Annotated in this window: 2 protein-coding genes; both read right to left on the reverse strand. The window is 67.3% G+C overall.

Annotated elements, in window-relative coordinates; translation table 11 throughout:
* Positions 1 to 993, reverse strand: a complete 993-nt coding sequence (locus MWU77_RS06475; RefSeq protein WP_247273211.1) for an alpha/beta hydrolase family protein — start codon at positions 991 to 993, stop codon at positions 1 to 3.
* On the reverse strand, positions 990 to 24,965 hold the full coding sequence (locus tag MWU77_RS06480; protein WP_247273212.1) for a non-ribosomal peptide synthetase: 23,976 nt from the start codon (positions 24,963 to 24,965) through the stop codon (positions 990 to 992). The genes MWU77_RS06475 and MWU77_RS06480 overlap by 4 nt, the downstream gene beginning before the upstream one ends.
* Positions 24,966 to 25,005 lie beyond the last annotated feature (40 nt).

The raw sequence follows: 25,005 nt of genomic DNA on the forward strand, positions 1-25,005 counted from the left end.
TCACAGCTCCATCGACGCCGCGAGCTGCGGCCAGGAGCGCTGAAGTTCGTCTTCCCAGTACCCCCACGAGTGCGTACCGTCGGGCCGGAAGTGGAAGGTTGCGGGGATGTCGAGTTCCTCCAACCGTTCCTGGAGTCGATGCGTGCAGATATTCGTGGCGGCCTCGATCACGCCGCCGACCAGGACCTGGTCGAGTAGCGGCGGCGACTGCGGCGTCCGCGGAAGTTCCGGATTCTCGTACGGCCCGGGCAGACCCGTTCCGTTCGAGATGTAGAGGGAGAGGCCGCGTAGGCCTTCCGCGTTGACGGTCGGGTCGTGCGCGACCCAGCCTTCCCCGTCATAGGGACCCCACATGTTCGTCGCGTCGGTCTCCCCCATCCCCTCGATCACCGACCTCAGATAGGTCTGCCCCAGCGGGTCGCTGGTCTGCGCGCACCCGCTGTACGACGCGACACCTCGGTAGAGGTCGGGAGCGTGGATCGCGAGGGACAGCACCGACGTCGCGGCCATCGACAAACCCGCGATCGCGTTGACGCCCGTTGTGCCCAGCGCGTCGTCGATCACCGGGGGCAGTTCCTCGGTCAGGAACGTCTCCCACTTGGCCACGCCGACGACCGGATCTTCTTTGATCCAGTCGGTGTAATACGTGAACATTCCCTCGGCGGGGATGACGACGTTGACGTTCTTGTCGGCGAGGAACTCGAGAATCTTGGTCTGGTTGAGCCAGTTGGCGCCGTCCTCGCCGCCGCCTGCACCGTTGAGCAAGTACAGCGTCGGGCGCGGAACAGATGTATCTGCAGGCTTGATGACCTGCAGGGGAATGTTCCTGTCCATCGACGGCGAATACACGAGCATGTCCGAGCGCCGATCGTCGACCTGCTCGACGCTGTCCACGTGGGCCGCGGGTTCGGCGGACGCAGGCACGGCAGGGACAACCAGGGCGAACGCGACCGCAGCGCACAACGCTGCTCGGCGCAGAACGTACTCATTCATGTAGTGGATTCGCCCTTATCGGTAGTCGGGTGCAGTTCGATGACTCTACGCACCGTCGGACCGACGACAGCAAGGGCCTCGGGCGAAGTCATGTGCCAATGCGTCACGGGCACTGAATGATCATGGATCTCGCCCGTGACCGCGTCTGCCCAGTCTGTGGCTCCAGATCGTCCGTCGGCAGAAGCGGTGAAGTAGAGGACGTCTCCGTCGAACACACCGGGCCGGTGCTCACTGAGCAACATCGAGTTGTGTTCTGCGGTGGCGATCAGTCGCTGCACCATCGGCTCGGTGTCGTCGACGGCGTTGCCGGTCAGCTCTGCAACAGTCGCGACGAGGTCAGTGACATCCTGCGGCGCACTGTCGTCGAAGCCGAAACCTGCCAGGAGGTCGGCCATCGATACCGTCGCCCGTTCACCGGCGGTCGGCGCGGACGAGCCGTTCACGAAACTGTCGAGCAATACGAGGTGCTCCACAGATTCCCCTGAGGCCTGCAACTGCACTGCCATGGCATGCGCGATCACACCACCGAGCGACCAGCCGAGCAGCCGGTAGGGCCCGTGCGGCTGCACGCCGCGAAGTTCTTCGACGTATCGCGCGGCGAGTTCGTCGAGGGTGGCGGGCGCGAAGTCGGCTTCGGTACCGGCCGGCGTCTGCAGACCATAGAGGTCGATGTCGAGTTCCTGTGACAAGCCGGTGTAGCACCACGACAAACCGACGATCGGATGCACACAGAACAACGGTGTGCCCGAGCCCTGTGCGCGCAGCGGCAACACCGGACGGAGCGCGTCCGACATGCTCGTACCGGAACCCTCGGCGATCAAGCGGGCGAAGCCTTCGACGGTCAACTCCTGGAACAGCCACTGCAAGGGCACCTGAGTGTCCAGCTCCGCGCGCAGGCGTGAGACGAGCCTCGTCGCGACGAGGGACGTACCGCCGAGCGCGAAGAAGTCGTCGTCGAGACCGACCGATTCAGCCCCGAGCACATCCGCGAACACCGACGCCACGATCAGCTCGGTCTCCGTCACCGGAGCCCGGAACTCACGGGTCTCGAACATCGGCTCCGGCAACGCCTTCCGGTCCAGCTTTCCGGACGCGTTGAGCGGCAACGACTCGAGGACGACGAACTGCGACGGCACCATGTACGACGGCAGCACCGCGCTCATCGCATCCCGCAGATCCGAACCATCCGGACCACCCGACAAAACGACGTAGCCGACCAACCGGTCCGACCAGACCGCAACCGCACCCGCGGCAACACCGTCGAGACCACGCAACACAGCCTCGATCTCACCGAGCTCGATACGCTGACCACGCAGCTTGACCTGCTGATCATTGCGACCCACAAACTCGAGCTCACCGGCACGACTCCACCGCACCAGATCACCCGTGCGATACATGCGGTCGCCGGCACCACCGAACGGATTCGCCACGAACCGGTCGGCCGTCAGCCGCGAATCGACATATCCGCGAGCCACCTGTGTACCCGCGACGTAGAGCTCGCCTGGGACACCCACGGGGACGAACTGCAGACGGTCATCGAGAACGAACACCTGGGTATTCGACACCGGCTCACCGATCGGGACGATCCCAGCGTCTCCCTCGACACTGAGTCGATGCGTGACCTGGATTGTCGATTCCGTCGGCCCGTACAGGTTGTGGACATCTGCCCCGAGCGAGATCCGCGCCCGCCGCGCAGTCGTGCCGGACAACGCCTCGCCACCGGAGAACACCAACCGCAGCGCATCGGTTGGCTCGTCCACGACATCGAGTACCGCATCGAGCACCGACGGCACGAACTGCGCGATCGTCACCTCACCCGAAGTCAACACACCGGCCAGATACCCGGGGTCACGATGACCTTCAGGACCGGCGATCACCATCCGAGCACCGGATACGACAGGCAACAGCAGCTCCCACACCGACGCATCGAACGTCGCCGGGGTCTTCAAGAACACCGAATCCGAAGCATCGACACCGAACTTCGATTGCATCCACAGCAGTTGGTTCACCACCGCGCCGTGGGACACCGTGACGCCCTTCGGCCGACCGGTCGAGCCCGACGTGAACAACACATACGCGGCATTCTCGGGACGCAACGGAGCACGGCGGTCAGTATCGGACACTATTGCGGTCGAGTATTCGGACACGTCGAGAGTGTCCGTACACACCACGGCGCGATCGGTCTCGATGGCTTCATTCGACGAAATCAGCACGAGGAGTGGGTCGGCGATGTCGAGTACGTACGCGATCCGGTCCTGCGGCTGTTCTGGATCGATCGGCACATATGCGCCACCGGCAGCGAGCACCGCATGGATCGCCACGACCATCTCCGCGGACCGACTCATCGCCACCGCCACGCGCGTATCAGGCCCGACACCCCACGAAATCAGATGACGCGCAAGACCTGCCACCCGGCGGCCGAACTCACCGTACGTCAGTGCCGAGTCGACGCCGACAATCGCCATCGCGCGGGACGAACCCTCGGCACGTTGTCCGACGAGATCTGGAACAACGAATCCGGACGCCGGGACATCCTCACCCCTACCGGAATCCAGCGATCGAGCACGTTCGTCTGCGGTCAGGATGTCGACATCACCGACCACCACACGCGGGTCTTCGACCACGGCCGTCAACACCCGGGTGAAACGTTCGACAGCCGACACGATCGTCGATTCGTCGAACAGGTCCGTCGCATACGTGAACGACACAGCGAATCCGCCGTCGGATAGCTCCGACATCGTGACCTGCAGATCGAACTTCGCAAGGTGAGTATCGGCCTCGACGGCAGTCAACGTCAGCCCTGGCAACTCGAAACTCGTGGGTGCGAAGTTCTGGAACGTGAGCATCACCTGGAACAACGGATTCCACGCGGTCGTCCTAACGGGATCAAGGACCTCGACCAGCCGCTCGAACGGGACATCTGCGTGCCCGAATGCACCGAGGTCCACATCTCGCACCCGAGACAACAACTCGTCGAACGACTCCCCGCCCTCGACCTGCGTCCGCAACGCCAATGTGTTGACGAACATCCCGATCAGATCGTCCAGCGCACGCTCACCGCGACCCGCCACGGGGGTACCGATCACGATGTCGCCGGTCCCCGACAACCGCGCGAGCAGCACCGCAAGAGCAGCGTGCACGACCATGAACGGCGTGACACCGTGTGCACGCGCGACGGTTTCGAGGCTCGAAGTCAGCGACGCAGTCAAGGTAAAGTCATGCGACGCACCGCGATACGACGCAACAGCCGGGCGCGGACGATCCGCAGGCAACTCGATCACATCCGGCGCCCCCGCCAACTGATCGGACCAGTACGCCAACTGCCGCGACAACACCGATCCCTCATCGGCTTCGGACCCGAGAACCTGCCGCTGCCATATCGCGTAGTCCGCGTACTGCACTTCGAGCGGCTCCCACGACGGAGCCTGACCGATGACGCGAGACGCATACGCCACCATCACATCCCGTGATAACGGGCCCATCGAGAACCCGTCGGCTGCAATGTGATGCACGACCACCACCAGTACATGCTCGGCGTCCGCGACCCGGAGCAACTTCACGCGAACCGGCGGCGCGAGCGTCACATCGAAACCGGCACTCACCTCGCGAGCGACCGCACTCAGCAGATCGGTCTCCGCTACAGCATCGGCCGTCAGACCGAGCTGCCGGTCGACCGCGGGCAGCACGACCTGGCTGCCGATTCCGTCGATCTCGGGATAGTAGGTACGCAGAATCTCGTGCCGTTCGATCACATCATCGATGGCCTGCGACAACGCGTCGACATCGAGTGCCCCCGACAAACGGATGGCGGCAGGAATGTTGTTCACTGCAGATTCCGGGTCGAACCGGTTGAGGAACCACATCCGGGTCTGTGCCGTCGACAGCGGAATCCGGCCAACTCGCAGCTGGGGCTCGAGCGCAGCCACATCGCTGGAACGAGCAAGCTCGTCGACCGAAGCAGCGAGGGCGACCACCGTCGGCGACTCGAACAGCATCCGCACGGGCACCCGCGCATCCACTGCCGCACCCACTCGGGATGCGACTTGCGTCGCACTGAGGGAGTTGCCGCCGAGCTCGAAGAATCCGTCATCGACGCCGACACGTTCGACGCCCAGCACGGCACCGAACACGGACGCCACGATCTCTTCGGTCGGCGTCACCGGTGCCCGGAACTCCCGCGTCTCGAATTCCGGCTCCGGAAGTGCCCTGCGGTCGAGTTTGCCGGAGGTGTTGAGCGGCATCGCCTCGAGTGCGACGACGACGTCGGGAATCATGTACGACGGCAACCGGTCTGCAAGGGAATCACGGACGGACTCGACGTTCACGTCCGAACCGGAAGCGGGGACGATATAGCCGACGAGCCGATCCGAGACGACCGCGACTGCCGCCGCCGCGACCGTGTCCAGCGCCTGCAGCACTGTTTCGATTTCGCCGATTTCGATGCGTAGGCCACGCAGTTTGATCTGATGGTCGCTGCGGCCCAGGTATTCGAGTTCTCCCGCCGTCGTCCAGCGCACGACGTCGCCTGTGCGATACATCCGTGTGCCGCTTGCGCTGTAGGGGTCGGCGACGAAACGCGACGCTGTCTGGCCGGTGGCGTTCTCGTAGCCGCGCGCCACCTGCGGCCCCGCGACGTAGAGTTCGCCGCGCACACCGACAGGAACAGGCTGCAGACGCGCATCGAGCACCAGCAAGGTCGTACCTGCGACCGCCGTGCCGATCGGTACGCTGCGCCCCGCACGGGATGTCCCTGCCCGGTGAGCGACCTGGATCGTGGTTTCCGTCGGGCCGTACAGGTTGTGGATCTGCGCGCCGAGCACATCACGGACTCGTTCGGCGGTAGCGGAGCGTAGGGTCTCACCACCCGAGAACACTTGCTGCAGAGACCCTCCGGGATCCTCGTCGACGACGAGGTCGAGTACCGACGGCACGAACTGCGCGACGGTCACCTTCTCCGCGGCAATCACCGACGCGAGATACGCAGGGTCGGCGTGGCCCTCGGAGTCTGCCACCACCAGGCGCGCGCCGATGCGTGTGGCCAGCAGCAATTCCCACACGGATGCGTCGAAGGTGACGGGTGTCTTCCACAAGATCACGTCGTCGCAGGTCAGCCCGAGTGTGTGCTGCATCCAGTCGAGCTGGGTGTTCAGCGCGCGATGGGTGACGGCGACGCCCTTGGGCCTGCCCGTCGACCCTGAGGTGAACAGCACATACGCGAGGTGATCTGGGCGCAGCGGTGCAAGCCGGTCGCCGTCGGTGATCGGTGATGTGTCGTTGGAGGCACCGACGGAATCGACCTCGAGCATCGGAATCGGCAGTTCGGTCGTGGAGGAGCGGACGAGCGCGAGAACAGGTTTCGCGGTCTCGACGATGTGCGCGATACGTTCGGCCGGGTGGTCGGGGTCGAGCGGGACGTACGCGCCACCGGCCTGCAGGATCGCGTGGATGCCGACGAGCAGGTCGATACTGCGCTCCATGTGCACCGCGACACGTGTCTCCGGGCCGACGCCACGCGCGATCAGAGCGCGGGCCAGCCCCGCGACACGCTCGTCGAATTCGCCCCGGGACAAGGACAGGCCCACCGAAGTGACTGCGGTTGCCTCCCAGTCGATGACTGCAACCTCTTCGCCCGCAGCGACGTCCGGGCCGACTCCGAGCGCCAATACTCGGGCCCGCTCGGCATCGTCGAGTAGCGGCAGCGCCCTCACCTGCAGATCCGGATCGGCGACGATCGCGGACAGGAGCCATGTGAAGCGCTCTGCGAACGACACGACGGTCGAGTCGTCGAACAGGTCTGTCGCATACGTCCAGGCCGCATCGATGCCCGCGGGTGCGCCGTCGTCGTCGAACTGCTCGACCGCGGTGATCTGCAGGTCGACCTTGGCTTCACCGAGGTCTGCGTCGATCGGCTCGATCCGGACGTCGCCGAGCTCGAAGTGGCGGCGCTCCATGTTCTGGAGAGTGAGCATCACCTGGAACAGCGGGTTCCGTGCCTGAGACCGGGGCGGGTCGAGAACCTCGACGAGTCGCTCGAACGGCACGTCTGCGTGTGCGAAGGCGCCGAGGGCGATGTCTCGGGAACGCGACAGCAATGTCGAGAACGTCTCGTCGGGGTCGACGCGGGTGCGGAGCACGAGGGTGTTGACGAACATGCCGATGAGGTCGTCGAGCGCCTGGTCGCCACGGCCGGCGACGGGGGTGCCTACCACGATGTCGTCGGTGGCACTCAGCCACGCGAGCTCAGCGCTCAGAGCGCTGTGCAGCACCATGAACAGCGTTGCGTTCCTGCTTCGAGCCAGATCGAGCAGGCCCCGGTGAGTCGAGGCATCGAGTCCGATGCGGTGGGTTGCGCCGCGGTACGACGCCACGGCCGGTCGCGCACGATCGGCCGGTAGTTCGAGGACGTCGGGGACGCCGTCGAGGGCGCCCGTCCAGTAGTCGATCTGCCGCGAGATGACGCTCGTCGGATCGTCTTCGGAGCCGAGTATGTCGCGTTGCCACAGACTGTAGTCGGCGTACTGCACGTCGAGCGGCGCCCAGGCCGGGGCTTCTCCGGTCGACCTGGCCGCGTACGCGACCATGACGTCGCGGAGCATCGGCCCGATCGAGAAACCGTCGGCGGCGATGTGGTGCACGACGACGACGAGGACGAACTCGCACTCACCCACGCGGAGCAGGCGTGCGCGGACGGGTACGTCCGCGGTCACGTCGAACCCAGACCGGATGACGCCGGTGACGACCTCGATCGCCCTGCCCGGTTCGACGTCCTCCTCGATGAGATCGAGGGTGAACTCGGAGACAGGCCTGATGACCTGCACTCCGGCACCGTCGATCTCGGGGTAGACGGTCCGCAGGATCTCGTGGCGTGCAACGAGATCGCCGACAGCGCCGCGTAGCGCGTCGACGTCCAGCTCGCCGGTGAGTCTGATCGCCGCGGGGATGTTGTAGGCAGCCGAGTCCGGAACGAACCGGTTGATAAACCACATCCGTTGCTGTGCCGGCGACAACGGCACCAGTTCGGGACGTTCCCCCGCCACGAGCGGGCGTCGTTCTCCACCCGCGGTCTGTTCCAGGACTGCGACGGCGAGGTTTTCGACCGTCGGGTGCTCGAACAACACCCGCACCGGGACGGTGGTGCCCAGTTCGGCACCCAGACGTGCCGTGACCCGGGTGGCGCTCAGCGAGTTGCCGCCGAGCGCGAAGAAGTCGTCATCGACGCCCACGCGGTCGAGCCCGAGTACGTCGCCGTACACGCCGGCGACGATCTGCTCGACGGGTGTGGATGGCGCCCGGAACGGTGTCGTGTCGAGGGTCGGCGCGGGCAGGGCACGTCGGTCGACCTTGCCGTTGACGTTGAGCGGCAGCGCGTCGAGCACCACCCAGGCCGACGGCACCATGTAGGTCGGAAGTCGGGAGCCCAGCGCCTTCTTCAGGACATCCGTGGCGAGGGTCCGGTCTCCCACGACGTATGCCACGAGTTGCTCACCGAGCCGCGGATCGCGGTGGGCGACGACCACGGCCTGGGCCACGGTGCTCTCGTTGCGCAGCGCGGTCTCGATCTCCCCGAGTTCGATACGGAACCCGCGCACCTTCACCTGGAAGTCGGTGCGGCCCAGGTACTCGAGGGTTCCCTTGTCGGTCCAGGTCACGAGGTCGCCGGTACGGTACATCCGTGTTCCCGGAGTGAACGGATTTGCGACGAAGTGGTCCGCGGTCAGATCGGCGCGTCCGATGTAGCCGCGCGCCAACTGTGCGCCCGCGAGGTACAGCTCACCCGGCACTCCGACCGGTACCACCTGGAATCGTTCGTCCAGGACGTACAGGCGCGTGTTCCATTCGGGTCCGCCGATCGACACGGTGGCGGTGTCGTCGTCCGTGACGTCGTGCCAGGTCACCGACACGGTGGCTTCGGTGGGGCCGTACAGGTTCGACAGTGTGGGCTCGGGCGCTGTGCTTCGGATGCGCTGCGCGAGATCGGGCGGCAGGGCCTCACCGATCGCGAGTACACGACGCAACGATGCGGGTAACTCACCTCGAGCTGTGAGTGCTTCGAGCATCGACGGAACTGCGTGCAGGGTCGTCACCGCGGAGTCGTCCATCAGTGCCGCAAGGTAGGCGGGGTCGCGGTGGCCGTCGGGTTCGGCGATGACGAGCCGCGCCCCGGAGACGAGCGCAGACCAGAACTGCCACACCGACAGGTCGAACGTGGCCGCGGTGGCGAGGAGCACCGCGTCGCCGGGGCCGAGCCCGAACTGTTCACGCTTCCACTGCAATTGGTTGGCGATCGCGGAGTGCGACACCGCGACACCCTTGGGGCGGCCTGTCGAACCCGATGTGAAGATCACGTAGGCGGTGTGATCGGGTCTCAGTGGCGCGACACGTTCGTTGTCGGCGACGGGTGTCGCCGGAAGATCGCTGCGTTCGTCGACGTGCAGCACCGGGTGTGTTCGGGTGTCGAACGTGTCGTCGGTGGTGAGCACACAGACGGGTGCTGCGGTGTCGAGGATGTAGGCCGTGCGGTCGGCGGGTTGGTCCGGGTCGAGCGGCAGGTAGGCGCCGCCGGCCTTCACGACCGCATACATGCCCACGACGAGTTCGACGGAGCGACGCATGCCGAGCGCCACGACGGACTCCGGCCCGACACCCGCAGCGATGAGGCGGCGGGCCAGCCGGTTGACGCGCGCGTCGAATTCGATGTAGGTCAGCTGCGTGTCCGGTGCGTCGAGGGCGAGCGCGTCGGGGGTGGCAGCAACCTGCGCATCGAACAGTGACACCAACGTTGCCGGCGCAACGTCGTGGTCGGAGTCGTTGAAGTCGTGGATGATCCGACGACGTTCGGTGTCGGAAATGATCTGCAGGTCGCCCACCGCAGCGGCCGGATTCGCGACGAGAGCTTCGAGCAGGCGCACGAACCGGCCGGCGAAGACGGTCACGCTGGCCTCGTCGAACAGCGCCGACGCGTAGGTGACGAATCCCGACATGCCGGCAGCGGCACCCGCCTTGTCGTACTCGTCCTGGACGATCCAGTGCAGATCGAACTGCGATGTGCGGTGCTCGAGCTCAACGGGAGAAACGCTCAGTCCCGGCAGCTCGATGGAGGTCGGGGCCACATTCTGGAACGAGAATCCAACCTGGAAGAGCGGGTGCCGCGCGGTCGAGCGCGGCGGATCCAACACTTCGACGAGCCGCTCGAACGGGACGTCGGCGTGGGCGAACGCCTGCAGATCGCTCTCCCGGACCGCAGCGAGCAGGTCGGTGAACGACGAGTCCGCCTGCACATCGGCGCGGAGCACGAGGGTGTTGACGAACATGCCGACGAGATCGTCGAGTGCGGGCTCACCGCGACCCGCGATGGGGGTGCCCACCGCGATGTCGTCGGTACCCGACAGGCGAGACAGGAGCACAGCGAGGGCGGCATGCACCACCATGAACGGTGTCGCGTGGTGGGCACGAGCGAGCTCGACGAGGCGCGCATGCAGCGCCCCGTCGATCGAGAACTCGATCTGCGCGCCCTCGTACGACTGCGCTGCCGGACGCGGACGATCGGTAGGTAATTGCAGCAGGTCTGGCAGGCCGTCCAGCGTGCGGCGCCAGAAGTCGAGCTGCCGGGTCAACACCGAATCGGGGTCGTTTTCGTCGCCGAGTACGTGTCGCTGCCACAGGGTGTAATCGGCGTATTGGACGTCGAGCGGGCTCCACGCCGGAGTGTCCCCTGCAACCGCCGCGCTGTAGGCGACGAGGAGATCGCGGACGAAGGGTGCCATCGACGAGCCGTCGGCGGCGATGTGGTGCACCGCCATCGCGAAGATGTGGTCACCGTCGGCGCGCTCGAACAGTCGTGTCCGCAGAGGTACCGCGGCGGTGACGTCGAACGGTTGGACGACGAAATCGACCACGGCAGCGAACATCGAATCCTCGCCGGGGCGTGCGATATCCAACCCGGGGACCGCCTGCTCCACCGGAAGGATGAGCTGCTGCGGACCATCCTCCGTCTCGGGGTAGACAGTGCGCAGGGTTTCGTGGCGCTCCACGACATGTGTGATCGCTGCCCGCAACGCGTCGACGTCGAGGCCGCCGCGCACGTGCAGGGCCATGGGCAGGTTGTACGCCGTCGAATCGGGATCGAACCGGTTGAGGAACCACATCCGCTGCTGCGCCAACGACAGCGGGATATGTTCGGGCCGGTCATATTTCACCAGTACCGGCCGCGCACCCTCCCCGGCGCTGCCCGCCACCACTGCGGCGAGCGCACTCACCGTCGGGTTCTCGAACACGGCACGCACAGGCACCGTGGTGTCGAGTGCCGTGCCGAGGCGAGCGACGAGCTGGGTGGCGATGAGCGAGTTGCCGCCGAGTTCGAAGAAGTCGTCGTCGAGCCCCACGCGCGCGGTGCCGAGCAGGTCGGCGTAGACGGCGGCGACGGTCTGCTCGACGGGGCTCTCGGGCGCACGGAAGGCTCGGGCTTCGATACCGGGGACGGGGAGGGCTTTCTGGTCGAGCTTGCCGTGCGCGGTGATCGGCAGAGTGTCGAGGACGAGGATCTGCGCGGGCACCATGTAGGCGGGCAGTTCGTCAGCGAGTCGGTCGCGGATCTGATGCGGATCGACGGCGGCGCCGGTCGCGGGCACTGTGTATCCGATGATCCGGTCGCCGGTGTGCGGGTCGGAATGCACGACGACGACAGCCTGTGCGACGTCGTCACTGCGGGTGAGGGCGGATTCGATCTCGCCGAGTTCGATGCGTAGGCCACGGACCTGGACCTGCGCGTCGCTGCGGCCGACGAAGTCGAGTTCGCCGGTGGTGGTGCGTCGCACGAGGTCGCCGGTGCGATACATGAGTTCGCCGGTGAACGGATTCGCGACGAATCGGGACGCGGTCTGGGCAGGGCGGCGGTGGTAGCCGCGCGCGAGGCCTGCCCCGGACAGGTACAGCTCACCGATGACACCGTCCGGCACGGGCCGGAGCCGGTTGTCGAGCACCACGGCGCCGGAACCTTCGATCGGTGTGCCGATGGTGATCTTGTCGCCCGGCAACAGCGCTTCGGTGGCGGTGATGATGATGGTGGTTTCGGTGGGACCGTAGCTGTTGAAGAACCGGCAGGCCGGGCCGAATCGTCCGACGAGTTCGGGAGGGCACACGTCGCCGCCCACGACCACAGCTTCGAGTTCGGGCAAGTCGCCGGCGGTGAGGGTGCCGAGGGCTGCGGGCGCGGTGAGGATATGTGTGACGCGCTCGCGTGCGAGCAGGTCGGTGAGCTCGGCGCCGCCGACGATCTCCGGGGGCGCGACCACCATGGTGGCACCGGCGGAAAACGCGGCGATCTGTTCGAACACCGATGCGTCGAAGCTCGACGACGAGAAGCGCAGCAGCCGCGATGCCGTGTCGAGGCCGAGTTCCGGTCGGTGCCCGGCCGTGAACGCAGCCAGACCGCGGTGGGTGACCACGACGCCCTTGGGGGTGCCGGTGGAGCCCGAGGTGTAGATCATGTATGCCGCGGACAGTGCCGTGATTGCCGGTGCGAGTGGGGTTTCGGGCTGGTCTTCTGCGTCGACCGACAGCCATGGGATGCCGGACGGTCCGGTGCCGAGCCCGATGTTCGCGTCCGAGTCGGCCAGCAGGTATTCGATGCGTGCCGTAGGCAGCGCCGGATCGATCGGTACGAACATCGCTCCGGTCTTCACGACCGCCCACAACGCCACGATCGCGTCGATCGAGCGTGGGAACGACAGTGCCACTACGGTTTCCGGTCCAGCACCGTGCGCGGTCAGTTTGTGCGCCAGGCGGGTGGAATCGCGGTCGAGTTCGGTGTACGTGAGACGCCGGACGCCATCGGTGGCAGCGATGCCGTCGGGATTGGCGGTCACGCCGGCAGCGAAGATCTGCGGCAGCGTCTGCGGGGGCAATGCGGCGGGCACCGCGTGAGCGAGCGCGCGCGAGGTCTCTGCATCGTCGAGTACCGGCAGGTCGCCCACTGCGAGGGTCGGCTCGGACGCGATCGCACCGAGCAGTCGTGTCCACCGCTCGGCGAGAGTCGCGGCGGTGTCTTCGTCGAACAGGTCTGTCGCGTAGGTGAGCGATCCGGCAAGCGACTCGTCGTCGCCATCACGGACGGTGAATTCGAGATCGACCTTGGCGACGTCGATGCCGGGGTCGAGGGGCTCGACCGTGAGGCCGGGTAGCTCGAGGGTTCCGGTGCCCTGGTTCTGCAACGACAGCGACACCTGGAACAGCGGTGCATGCGCCTGTGAACGGACGGGGTCGACGGCGTCGACGATCTCCTCGAACGGCACGTCGGCATGGCCGAATGCGGCGAGATCGATGTCGCGGACCTGTTCGAGGAACTCGGCGAACCCGGTCGCCGGGTCGATGCGGGTGCGCAGCGCGAGGGTCCCCACGAACATGCCGACGAGATCGTCGAGTGCGGCGTCTCCGCGCCCGGCGATGGGCGTGCCGATGCTGATGTCGTCGGTGGATCCGAGCCTGCCGAGCAGCACGGCGAGCGCCGCGTGCAGCACCATGAAGCGGGTCGCGCCGTGGCTTCGGGCCAGGTTGTCGAGCGCGTGCACGGTGTCGGGGCGGATGCGGAATTCGGTGCGGGCACCGCGCTGTGAGGCAACGGCGGGTCGCGGGCGGTCGGCGGGTAGATCGAGCACCGCGGGCTTGTCGGCGAGCGTGTCGGTCCAGTACGCGAGTTGGCGCGCCGAGATCGATGCGGGGTCCGAGGGGTCGCCGAGCAAGGCACGTTGCCACAGCGCGTAATCGGCGTACTGCACGGCGAGGGGGGCCCACGCGGGTTCCGTTCCGGACAGTCGCGCCTGGTAGGCGACGAGTATGTCGCGGGCGAGCGGCATCGTCGAGGCGCCGTCGGCGGCGATGTGGTGCACCACGACGACGAGGATGTGCTCGTCGTCGGCGAGCTGGAGCAGTGCTCCGCGAGCGGGGGTCTCGTCGGTGACGTCGAACCCGTGACCGGCGACGGCGGCGATCTCGTCGCGCACCGTGTCGGCGGTGGCTGCGCGCGGGGTGAGGTCGAGCGGTGCGGCGTCGAGCACCACCTGATGCGGTAGCGCCCCATGCCGTGATGGCCGAATGTCACCTTCGGTCAGTTGGACTGACTCGGGGTGACATTCGGCTATGGGGAAGAGGGTGCGGAGGATCTCGTGCCGCTGCACGACATCGTCGACCGCTGCCTGGAGCGCATCGACGTCGAGGCGACCGGTCAGGCGCACCACGACGGGAATGTTGTAGAGCGGTGATGCGGGATCGAACCGGTTGATCAGCCACATCCGCTGTTGCGCGGGCGAGAGCGGGATGTGCTCGGGCCGTGTACCTGCGGTCAGTGGCGGGCGCTGATCCGGGGTGCCTTCGCGGACGGCGACCGCGAGCGCCGCGACCGTGGGGTTCTCGAAGAGCGCGCGCACACCCAACGACGAGTCGAGCCGCGCGATCACCCGCGTCGCCGACAGCGAGTTGCCGCCGAGTGCGAAGAAGTCGTCGTGCGCACCGACCCGGTCGACGCCGAGGATCTCGGCGTACACCTCGGCGACCCGCACTTCCTCCGCGCTGCGCGGTTCGACGAACTCGGATGCGGCGAAGACAGGTTCGGGGAGCGCGCGGGTGTCGATCTTGCCTGCGCCCGTGCGGGGGAAAGCGTCTACGACGGTGATCGACGACGGCACCATGTATGCGGGCAGCACGTGCGCGGCATGCACGGACAGCTCGGCCGGATCGACCCGTCCGGTCACGTACGACACGAGGGTGCCGGTCGCCTCATGCGACACGGTCACCGCTGCATCGACCCCGGGATGGCCGGCGAGCACCGCGTCGATCTCCGACAGTTCGATGCGGTGACCACGCACCTTCACCTGGAAGTCGGTGCGCCCCAGGTAATCGAGGTGGCCATCGACCTGGCGGACGAGGTCGCCGGTGCGGTACATGAGTCCACCGTGCAGCGGGTTCGCGACGAATCGGGATGCGGTGAGCGCGGCCTGATCGTGGTAGCCGCGGGCGAGACCGGCGCCGTACACGTAGAGCTCCCCGGGGACTCCTGCGGGGACGGGACGCAGCCGCGTGTCGAGCACCACCACGCCGGTGCCGAGCACAGGCCGGCCGATTCGCACGGGCGCACCCGGCGTCATCGGTCCGAAGTGGGTGGCCATGATGGTCGACTCGGTCGGGCCGTAGGCGTTGAACATCTCGCGTCCCGGTGCCCACTGCTCGACGAGCGATGGTTCGCATGCTTCGCCGCCGACAACCACGACTCGAACATGTTCGAGGCGTGCGGGGTTCAATGTCGCGAGGGCAGCGGGGGTGAGGAAGAGGTGAGTCACACCCGTGAGGTGTTCTTCGAGTTCGGTGCCGCCGTAGACGTCGGAGGGGACCAACTGGAGTGTTGCTCGTCCACCGATGGCCATGAAGATCTCGAGTAGCGACGCATCGAAACTCGGCGATGCGAACACTGCGACCCGGTCACCGGGTTGCGCCCGATAGTGGCGTTGCTGCTCGGCGACGAAGGCGGCGAGCCCGCGGTGAGTGACGACGACGCCCTTGGGCACACCCGTCGACCCGGAGGTATAGATCAGGTAGGCGGCCTCGTCCGGGCGCGGCACGCGATCGGAGATCGGCCGATCGTCTCCGCTGGAATGTGGTGACACCCAGGCGACGTCGCCGGGCAGCGCCGTGGCGGCCACACCCAGGCGCGCACCGGAGTCGGTGAACATGTGCTCGATACGCGCAGCGGGATAGCCGGGGTCGACGGGCAGGAATACGGCACCGGTTTTGGCGACGGCCCACAATGCGATCACCGACTCCACCGACCGCGGCAGTGCGACCGCGACGACCGATCCAGGCGCTGCCCCGGCTTCGATGAGGTTGCGGGCGAGGATGTTCGAGCGCCGATCCAGTTCGCGGTAGGTCACGGTTTCGGAGCCGGAGACGAGGGCGAGTACCTCGGGGTCGGAGGCGGCATCGGCGAACAGGACGGGCAGGGGCCGGTAGGGGGCGGATTCCGGGGCCTGCATCAGAGTGATGCGTTCGTCGTCCGTCAGCAGCTCGACGTCGCCCACTGCCGACTGCGGGTCGGCCGCGGCACCGGAGAGCACGCGTACATACCGCTCCAGCATCACGGCTGCGGTGCGGTCGTCGAACAGGTCGCGTGCGAACGTCAACGCAACGGTCGCGTGGTCGTCGTGCTCGGTGACCGCGAATTCCAGATCGAACTTGGCGATACCGAAATCGACGGGAAGAACTTCGATTTCGAGACCGGGTAGCGACACGGAGGTCGGACGCGGCACTTCGAGTGCCAGGACGGTCTGGAACACCGGGTGGTGTGAGGTGGCCCGTGCCGTGCCCAGGGCGTCGACGAGCCGCTCGAACGGCAGATCCGCATGTGCATAGGCCGCGAGGTCGACATCGCGTACCCGCGCAAGCACATCGGTGAACGACTCGCCGGAGGCCACCGACACGCGCAGCGGAAGCGTGTTGACGAACATGCCGATGACATCGTCGAGGTTCGACTGTCCGCGCCCGGCGACCGGTGTGCCGATGGTGATGTCGCCGGTGCCGCTCAGCCGGGCCAGCAGCACCGCGAGTGCGGCGTGCAGCACCATGAACAGCGACGCACCGCGCTCGCGCGCGAGTTCGTCGAGTTGCGAGTACAGCTGCGGGTCGAGTTCGGCCGACACGGTGCCGCCGCGGAACGACGGGACCGCGGGACGACGGCGGTCGGTGGGGACGTCGGACACCTCGGGCGCACCGGCGAGAGTGTCGCGCCAGAAGCCGAGTTGACGGGCACCGAGCGAGTCGGGGTCGTCGACGTCGCCGAGTAGGTCATGTTGCCAGATGGCGAAGTCTGCGTACTGGACGGGCAGGGGCTCCCAGGTAGGGGCGTTACCGAGGACTCGGGTGCCGTAGGCCGCGACGAGGTCTCGGGCGAGTGCCTGCATGGACCACCCGTCGATGGCGATGTGGTGCACCACCAGCACGAGCACGTGGCTGTCGACGATTGCGCCGTCGGCGCTGCTCTCGCGCAGCACCGTCAGTGCGACGGGCGGCGCGGCAGTGACGTCGAAGCCGCGTCCCACCACCGCGCGCAGTCTCTCGTCGAGCGGGCCGTCGAGTGGCTCGATCGCCGGCACCCGTCCGGTCTCGGAGACGGGCAGGATCTGCTGGTACGGGCCGTCGCCGGAGTCGGGGTAGCGGGTGCGCAGCGTCTCGTGGCGTCCGGCGATGTCGATCACGGCGGCGCGCAGCGCTTCCTCGTCGAGGACACCGGTGAGCCGCAATGCGACCGCGACGTTGTAGGCGCCGGATGCGGGGTCGAAACGGTTGACGAACCACATGCGCGCTTGCGCGGGCGACAGCGGGATCCGCTGAGGGCGTGGTCGCGGGGCCGGCTGCCTCCGCTGTTCGTCGCGGCGGCCGTCGATGGTTCGGGCCAGCCCTGCGACCGTGGGATTGTCGAACAGGTCGCGTACCTGCAGGCGGGTGCCGAAGTGGTCGTCGAGCCGGGCGAGGAGCCGGGTCGCGGTGAGCGAGTTGCCACCGAGGTCGAAGAAGCTCGTCGTCGCTCCGACACGGTCGTGGCCGACGACTTCGGCGATCACCGCGGCGACGACGTGTTCGGTACCCGACGCCGGTGCGACATGCTCGGCGGATCCGAATTCGGGTTCCGGCAGGGCCTTCCGGTCGAGTTTGCCGTTGGCGGTGACCGGCATCGCATCGAGGGACACGGCGAGGGTCGGGACCATGTGTCGTGGGAGCCGCGACTCGGCGTGTGCGAGAGCCGCATCACGGTCGCCCACCACGTACGCGACGAGGTGTTCACCGGCGGCGGCGTCGCGATGCAACACGACGACGGCCTGGGTCACGGTGTCGGGCTCGAGCAGTACGGCTTCGATCTCGCCGAGTTCGATGCGCTGGCCTCGAAGCTTGACCTGGAAGTCGCTGCGGCCGACGTACTCGAGGGCCCCGTCGGCGCGCCACCGGACCAGGTCGCCCGTACGGTACAGGCGCCCGTTGCCCGCGGGGGCGGCGACGAACCGTTCCGCCGTCAGCCCTGGGGCACCGTAGTAGCCGGCCGCGAGCTGTACGCCACCGAGATAGAGCTCGCCTTCGACTCCGATGGGCACGGGACGCATGCGCCGGTCGAGCACCCGCACCGACGTATTCCATACAGGCGTACCGATAGGGACCGGGGTTTCGCCGGGCACCGTCTCGTGGGCGGTGACATCGACGGCCGCTTCGGTCGGTCCGTACAGGTTGTGCACGGGCACGGCGAGCGCCTCGGCCACCTGCGACACGCTCGCCGCGGTCAGTGCCTCACCGCTGGTGAAGATCTGTCGCAGGGCACCGCACCGCGGCAGGTCACCTTCCGCGAGGAAGACCTCGAGCATCGACGGAACGAAATGCACTGTGGTGACATGATGTTCGGCGATCACTCGCGACAGGTAGCGAGGGTCGCGGTGCCCGTCCGGGGTTGCGAGCACCACGGCGGCACCGGTGAGCAGTGGCCAGAACAACTCCCAGACCGACACGTCGAAGGTCGCAGGTGTTTTCTGCAGAACGACGTCGTCGCCCGTCAGCGGGTATCGACCCTGCATCCATTGCAGCCGGTTGACGATGCTGCGGTGCGAGATCGCCACGCCCTTGGGCCGGCCGGTGGAGCCAGAGGTGAACAACACATATGCGAGGTCGTCGGGGTGCAGGGGACGACGGCGATCGGCGTCGGTGACCACGCTGTCGGAGAACGACAGTGCGTCGGGCAGCGCGTCGAGCACACGAGCGGGACGTGCCGTGTCGAGGACGTGCCTGGTGCGCTGCTCAGGCTGGTCGGGATCGATGGGGATGTAGGCCGCGCCTGCGGTGACGACGGCGTGGATCGCCACGAGCTGGTCGAGCGACCGCGGCATCGCGACGGCCACGAGATCTCCGGAACCGATTCCGTCGGCGATCAGCGCCCGCGCGACCCGGTGCACGCGTCCCGCGAACGCTCCGTAGCTCAATACTGCGCCGCCGTCGACGACGACCGCGGTGCCGTCGGGGGTGCGTTCCGACTGCTCGCAGAGGAGGTCGGGAAGTGTCCTGGCGGGAAGCGCGACCATCTCGCCGCGCTCGAAGTTCGCGATCACGCCGAGTTCGCCGGGCACGAATACGTCGACATCGCGGATGTGCGTGTCGGGATGCGCGACGAAGGTTTCGAGTACGCCGAGCAGTCGCTGCACGAGCCGTTCGACGGTGGCGCGATCGAACAGGTCGGTGCGGAAACGCACGCTCAACCGCAGGGTGGGTTCGAGGATCGCCATCACGGTGATCGGATAGTGCGTGGCGTCGCGGGCATCGATGTCCGTCACGTGCATCCCGGCGAGATCGGTGGTCTCGTCGAAACCTGCACGGTCGACGGGGTACGACTCGAAGACGGTCAGCGTGTCGAAGAGGGTTCCTGCGCCGACGCGCTCCTGGATCGCGCCGAGTCCGACGTGGTGATGCTCCAGCATTGCGACCTGGTCGTCCTGCACGCGCCGGAGCAGGTCGACGACGGTGTCGGCCTCGTCGAGCCGGACCCGCACCGGCAGGGTGTTGATGAACAGGCCGAGCATGGACTCCACACCGGGCAGTTCGGCCGGGCGCCCCGAGACGGTGGCGCCGAACACGACGTCGTCGCGGCCCAGTACGCGTCCGAGAACGAGCGCCCATGCCGTCTGCACCAGGGTGTTGACGGTGACATCGGTGTCGCGGCGGGCGACGAGGCCCGTGCGGAGCCACGCGGGCAGTTCGACGTCGATCTGCTCGGGATCGACGTCGAGCACCTCCCCGGCATGCGGGGCGACCAACGTGGGGTCGGTGAGCCCCGACAGTGCATCGCCCCACGCCTGCAGCGACCGGTTGTGGTCCTGGGCGTTCCACCACCGCAGGTAGTCGCGGTAGGGCACCGGATCGGCGAGCGCATCGGGTGAGACGTAGCAGGAGAGCACTTCTCGCACGAGCAGCGGCATCGACCAGCCGTCGAGGACGAGGTGGTGGTTGGTCAGCACCAGCACGGCGTCCGCACCGGTACGCACGAGCACGGCCCGCAACAGTGGCGGATGCGCACTGTCGAACGGCGATGTGCGTTCCGAATCAAGCACTGCGGCAAGAGCATCCGCGTCCGCCTCGACCTCACGCCACGGAACGTCGACGCGGTCGAGCACGAGCTGGGCAGGCACTCCGGTCTCGTCGTGGACGAACGCGGTGCGCAGGTTGGCGTGCCGGGCGACCACGGTCTCGATCGAAGTGCGCAGTCGTGCCGCGTCAATGCTGCCGGTGAGGTTCAGGGTGAGCTGAGCGACGTAGACGTCGAGCGACCCGGCAGCGAGCTGCGAGTGGAACAGCAGTCCCGACTGCAGCGGTGGTAGGGGCCAGATATCCTGCACACCTGGGTATTCGGACTCCCACCGTTCGATCTGATGCTGCCGCACCGATACCAGTGGCACGTCGGACGGCGTCAGACCGCCTGCTCCGGGACCCTCCACATGCGCGGCAAGGGCTTCGAGAGCGGTGCGCCAGCGGGTCGCGAGGTCGGTGACGAACTCCGCCTGCACCACCCGCGGCACGTACGCGAAGGTCGCGGTCAGGTGAGGCCCGTCGGGGCCGTCCACCACCATGGCATTGATATCGACGGCCGCGGACACCGCGAGCTGCGAAGTGCGCGTCGGGTCGAGATCGACCGCCGCGGGCACCCAGCCGATGTCGCGGATCGCCTCGGGAATATGTCCGGAGGTCAGGCGTCCGAGGTAGTTGAACCCGATCTGCGGAACGCGCGACGCGGCGAGGACGGGGCGCGTCTCGTCGTCGAGATGCCGAAGGATGCCGTATCCCACACCATGATTCGGGGCGGCTGCGAGCGCCTCTTTGACCGCTTTGATCACCGCGCCCGCGGCGGGGCCGCCTGCGAACGCCTCGACGAGATCGACCGACTCGGGTACGGCCGGACGCACCGGATAGACACTGGTGAACCAGCCGACGGTGCGCGCGAGATCGGCACCCTCACGATCTCGGCCGTGGCCTTCGAGCATGATCGGCACCGCGCGGTCGTACCTCGACAGCGCCAGCGCGAGCGCGGCGACGAGGCCGTCGGCCGTGCCCGAACGGAACACGCCGGGCAGCCGTGTGAGGACCGCGGCCGTGGTGTCGGGGTCGAGGTCCACCCGTACGCGCTCGGTGGTCGCGAGTGTGTCCACCTGCGGGTCGAGTTCACCGATTCCCGGAAGCGGCGTCACTGCATCGAGGGTGCGCTGCCAGAATCCGAGTTCGTCGGCGTGTATGCCGTCGCGGGCATCGGACTGCAACGCGTACGCCCACCGGCGATAGGAGGTTCCGCCCTCGGCCGATACAGGTTCGGTGTTCGCTACGATCTGCATCCACGCTTGCGCGAGGTCGGGCAGCAGCACGCGCCACGACACGCCGTCGATGACGAGGTGGTGCGCCACGAGCAGCAGCCGGCCGTGCCCTTGCGCGGCGTCGAACCACACGCACTGCAGCATCACGCCGCTGGAGGGGTCGAGACGCTGTGCAGCCGAGTCACATCGGGCGTCGACGAGGTCGCCGATCGACTCCGCGTCCGGAACGGTGATCCGCTCGATCGCCACCGCACCCTCGGGTATTCCCTCCGGGACCTGCCACGTCTCGGCGGTGAATACCGAGCGCAAGATGTCGTGGCGGCCGAGGACTGCGGTGACCGCGGCGGTGAGCTGATCGTGGGTCAGGTCGACCGGGGTGGTTACCAGCACTGCCTGAGCGAACGTCGAATAGTCTCCGCGGCCGAGCATTTCGTGCACGATCGGGGTGAGCGGTACCGGACCGACACCCCCGCCGTCGAGTTCACGCAACACCGAGTCGTCCGACACCACCGACGCAGCCCTCGCCAGCGCCGCAATCGTCTTGTGCTCGAAGATCTGCCGCGCCGTGATGTACAGGCCCACATCCTTCGCGCGGGCCGCGAACTGCATCGCGACGATACTGTCGGCGCCGAGCGCGAACAGCGAATCGTCGGCACCTACGCGTTCGGCATCGAGAAGACCCTGCGCCACTTCGGTCAGCAGGCGCTCGGTGTCGGTGATGGGAGCGAGGAACTCGGCCGACGCGAACCTCGGTGCAGGCAACGCGGCACGGTCGAGCTTGCCGGCCAGAGTGACAGGCACTTCGTCGAGTTCGACGACGGACGCGGGCACCATGTGCGACGGCAAGGTCCGTTCCACGCCGCGGATGAGCGACTCGGCGTCGAACAGGGCTCCGGGCTCCATCAGCACGTAGGAGACGGGGACGACGGAATGCCCCGCATCGTGGACGACGGTGACCGCGTACTCCACACCGTCGAGGGCACGCAACGCCGCGTCGATCTCGCCGAGTTCGATACGGAAGCCGCGGATCTTGACCTGGAAGTCGGATCGTCCCACGAAGTCGAGTTCGTGATCGGCGGTCCAGCGCACCTCGTCGCCCGTACGGTACAGACGCGTGCCGGGGTCGAACGGGTTCGCCACGAACCGATCTGCGGTCTGCCCCGGACGATTCAGGTAACCCCGCGCGAGGCCGGCGCCGCCGATGTAGAGCTCGCCGACGAAGCCGACCGGGACCGGCCGGAGCCTGCGGTCGAGGACGACGGCCGTGACACCGTCGATCGGGCGGCCGATCGTGATCGGTGCGCCCACGGTCAATGGTTCACCTGCGGTGACGATGATGGTGGTCTCGGTGGGCCCGTAGCTGTTGACGAAACGGCACGTGTCGCCGAAACGGGCGACGAGATCGGGGGTGCACACGTCGCCACCCACCACAACGGCCTCGAGATCGTCGAGTCCAGCGGGGTCGACGGTGGTGAGCACCGTCGGCGCCGACACGATGTGCGTGACGCGGTGACGGCGCAGCACCTCGGCGAGGTCGTCTCCGCCGAGCACGTCGGCGGGGGCTACGACCATTGCGGCGCCCGCGCTGAACGCCTGCAGCATCTCGAAGATCGACGCGTCGAAACTCGCCGACGAGAACCGCAGCATCCGCGACTGCGCCGTCAGGCCCAGCTCCGGCCGCGCCTCGGCCGCGAACGTCGCGAGCCCGGTGTGACCGACGACGACGCCCTTCGGTGTTCCCGTCGAACCGGACGTGTAGATCATGTAGGCCGCGTGGTCGGGGTGCAGCGGCGGCGGAACGAACGAGGCCGCGGACTCCTCGGCCGTGATCGGATCGTCGACTGCGATCCAGCGTGGTCCTTCCGGGAGCCCGCCGATCCGTGCACGCACGGTAAGCCCCAGTCGCACACCGGAATCGCGCACCATGTAGGCGACGCGCTCGGCGGGCAGCGCCGGATCGATCGGCACGAACGCCGCCCCGGTCTTCGCCACCGCCCACATCGCGATGATGGCCTCCGCGCTGCGGTCCATGCTCAGCGCGACGAAAACCTCGGGTCCGGCGCCTGCGGCACTCAGCACCCCGGCCAGTAGGTCGGCGTGCCGATCGAGCTCGGAATAGGTCAGGGTCCTGGCACCGTCGATGATCGCGGGACCGTCGGGATTGCACGCGACACCGTCGGCGAGCAGATCGCGCAGATGCCGCACCGGGCGGGTGGACGGCCCGTGCGCGGGAACGAGTGCGGCGCGCTCGTCGTCGTGCAACACATCGAGGGCTCCCACCGGACCGGCCGTCGAGACGAAACCGTCGAGGAACTCCACGAAACGTGCGTGATGCGAACGCAGTTCCGCTCGCGAATACAGATTCGGGTTGGCCTCGAGGTCGATGTGCGCGGGATCGTCGGCGTCGCTCGGATAGATGTTGAGCGAAAGATCCTCGACAGGGCCGGTGCTGAGCACGTGCAGCTTGCCGATCGCGTCGCCGAGGCGGACATGCCCCTGGAACATCATGATGTTCACAGCGGGCCCGAAGAATCCGCGGTCGGCACTGCCGTACCCGGTGTCGCGGCGCATGTCCTCGTGCCGGTACCGCTGATGACGCAATGCCCCTGTCAGCTCGAGCTGCACACGACGCATGAGATCGGCGGCGGTGTCGTCGGGCCCCACCGTCATCCGGATCGGGACGACATTGGAGACCATGCCGCCGGACCGGCGCAGTTTCGCGGTGGTGCGTGCGGAGACGGGCAGGCTCAGCACCACTTCACGTTCGCCCGTCACCCGCGACAGGAACGCTCCGAATGCCGCGACGACCACCGTCGCGAACGTGGTGCGTTCGTGTTCGACGAGCAACCGGTCGACGGCCTCGGCCACGCGGTCGGGTAGCGGAGCACTCCACCGCACCGGGTGCGAACCCACGGGGGCCGCGCGACCGGCGAGGCTGATGGGGTGCGGGAGGTTGCGGATGCGCTCGGCCCAGTGGTTGCGGTCGGAGTCGAACCGGGTCGACGAGCGATAGCGGGCTTCGTCCTCCACGATGTCGGGTAGCGCGCTCACGCCGAACGGCTCGGGGTCGCGGCCTTCGACCACCGCGGTGTAGCGCTCGGCTGTGCGATTACTGAAGGTCATCGCGCCGAAGCCGTCGAGGGCGATGTGATGAATACGGGTGTAGATGAAATGTCGCTGCTCGGCGACACGGAGGACAGCGCACACGATGAGCCGGTCGCGGAGCATGTCGAGCGGTGCGACCCACTCGGCGCGGATCCACTCGATCGCGGCCGCCTCGGGGTCGTCCTCGCCGCGGAGATCGAGGATCGTGGCCCGGTCGTGGAGGGTGTCGTCGATGGCTTGGAGCGGCTCGCCGTCGATCTCGTAGAGCCGCAGCATGCCCGTACCGATCTCGCGAGCGGCTTCTGCGCCTGCGTCGGCGAAGATCTCGGGGTCGAATTCGCCGTGGACGTCGAGGTACTGGGCGATCGTCAGCGGCACATCGCCGAGTAGGTGCTGCGCGAACCAGATGCCCCGTTGGGCGGTGGAGAGAGGGAAACCGTCGAGCGAGGCGTTGCCCCCGCGATGTCCGTCAGGTCCCGAATCCGCTGACACTAGCCTCCCACCCGCGCTCTCCCCCGAGTCGCGATCCGAT

This window comes from Rhodococcus sp. F64268, from assembly GCF_023015605.1.
In the GTDB taxonomy this organism is placed as follows: Bacteria; Actinomycetota; Actinomycetes; order Mycobacteriales; family Mycobacteriaceae; genus Rhodococcus.

Coding starts and splice junctions, on each gene's coding strand:
- MWU77_RS06475 (WP_247273211.1), bottom strand. CDS start 993: ATGAATGAGTACGTTCTGCGCCGAGCAGCGTTGTGCGCTGCGGTCGCG.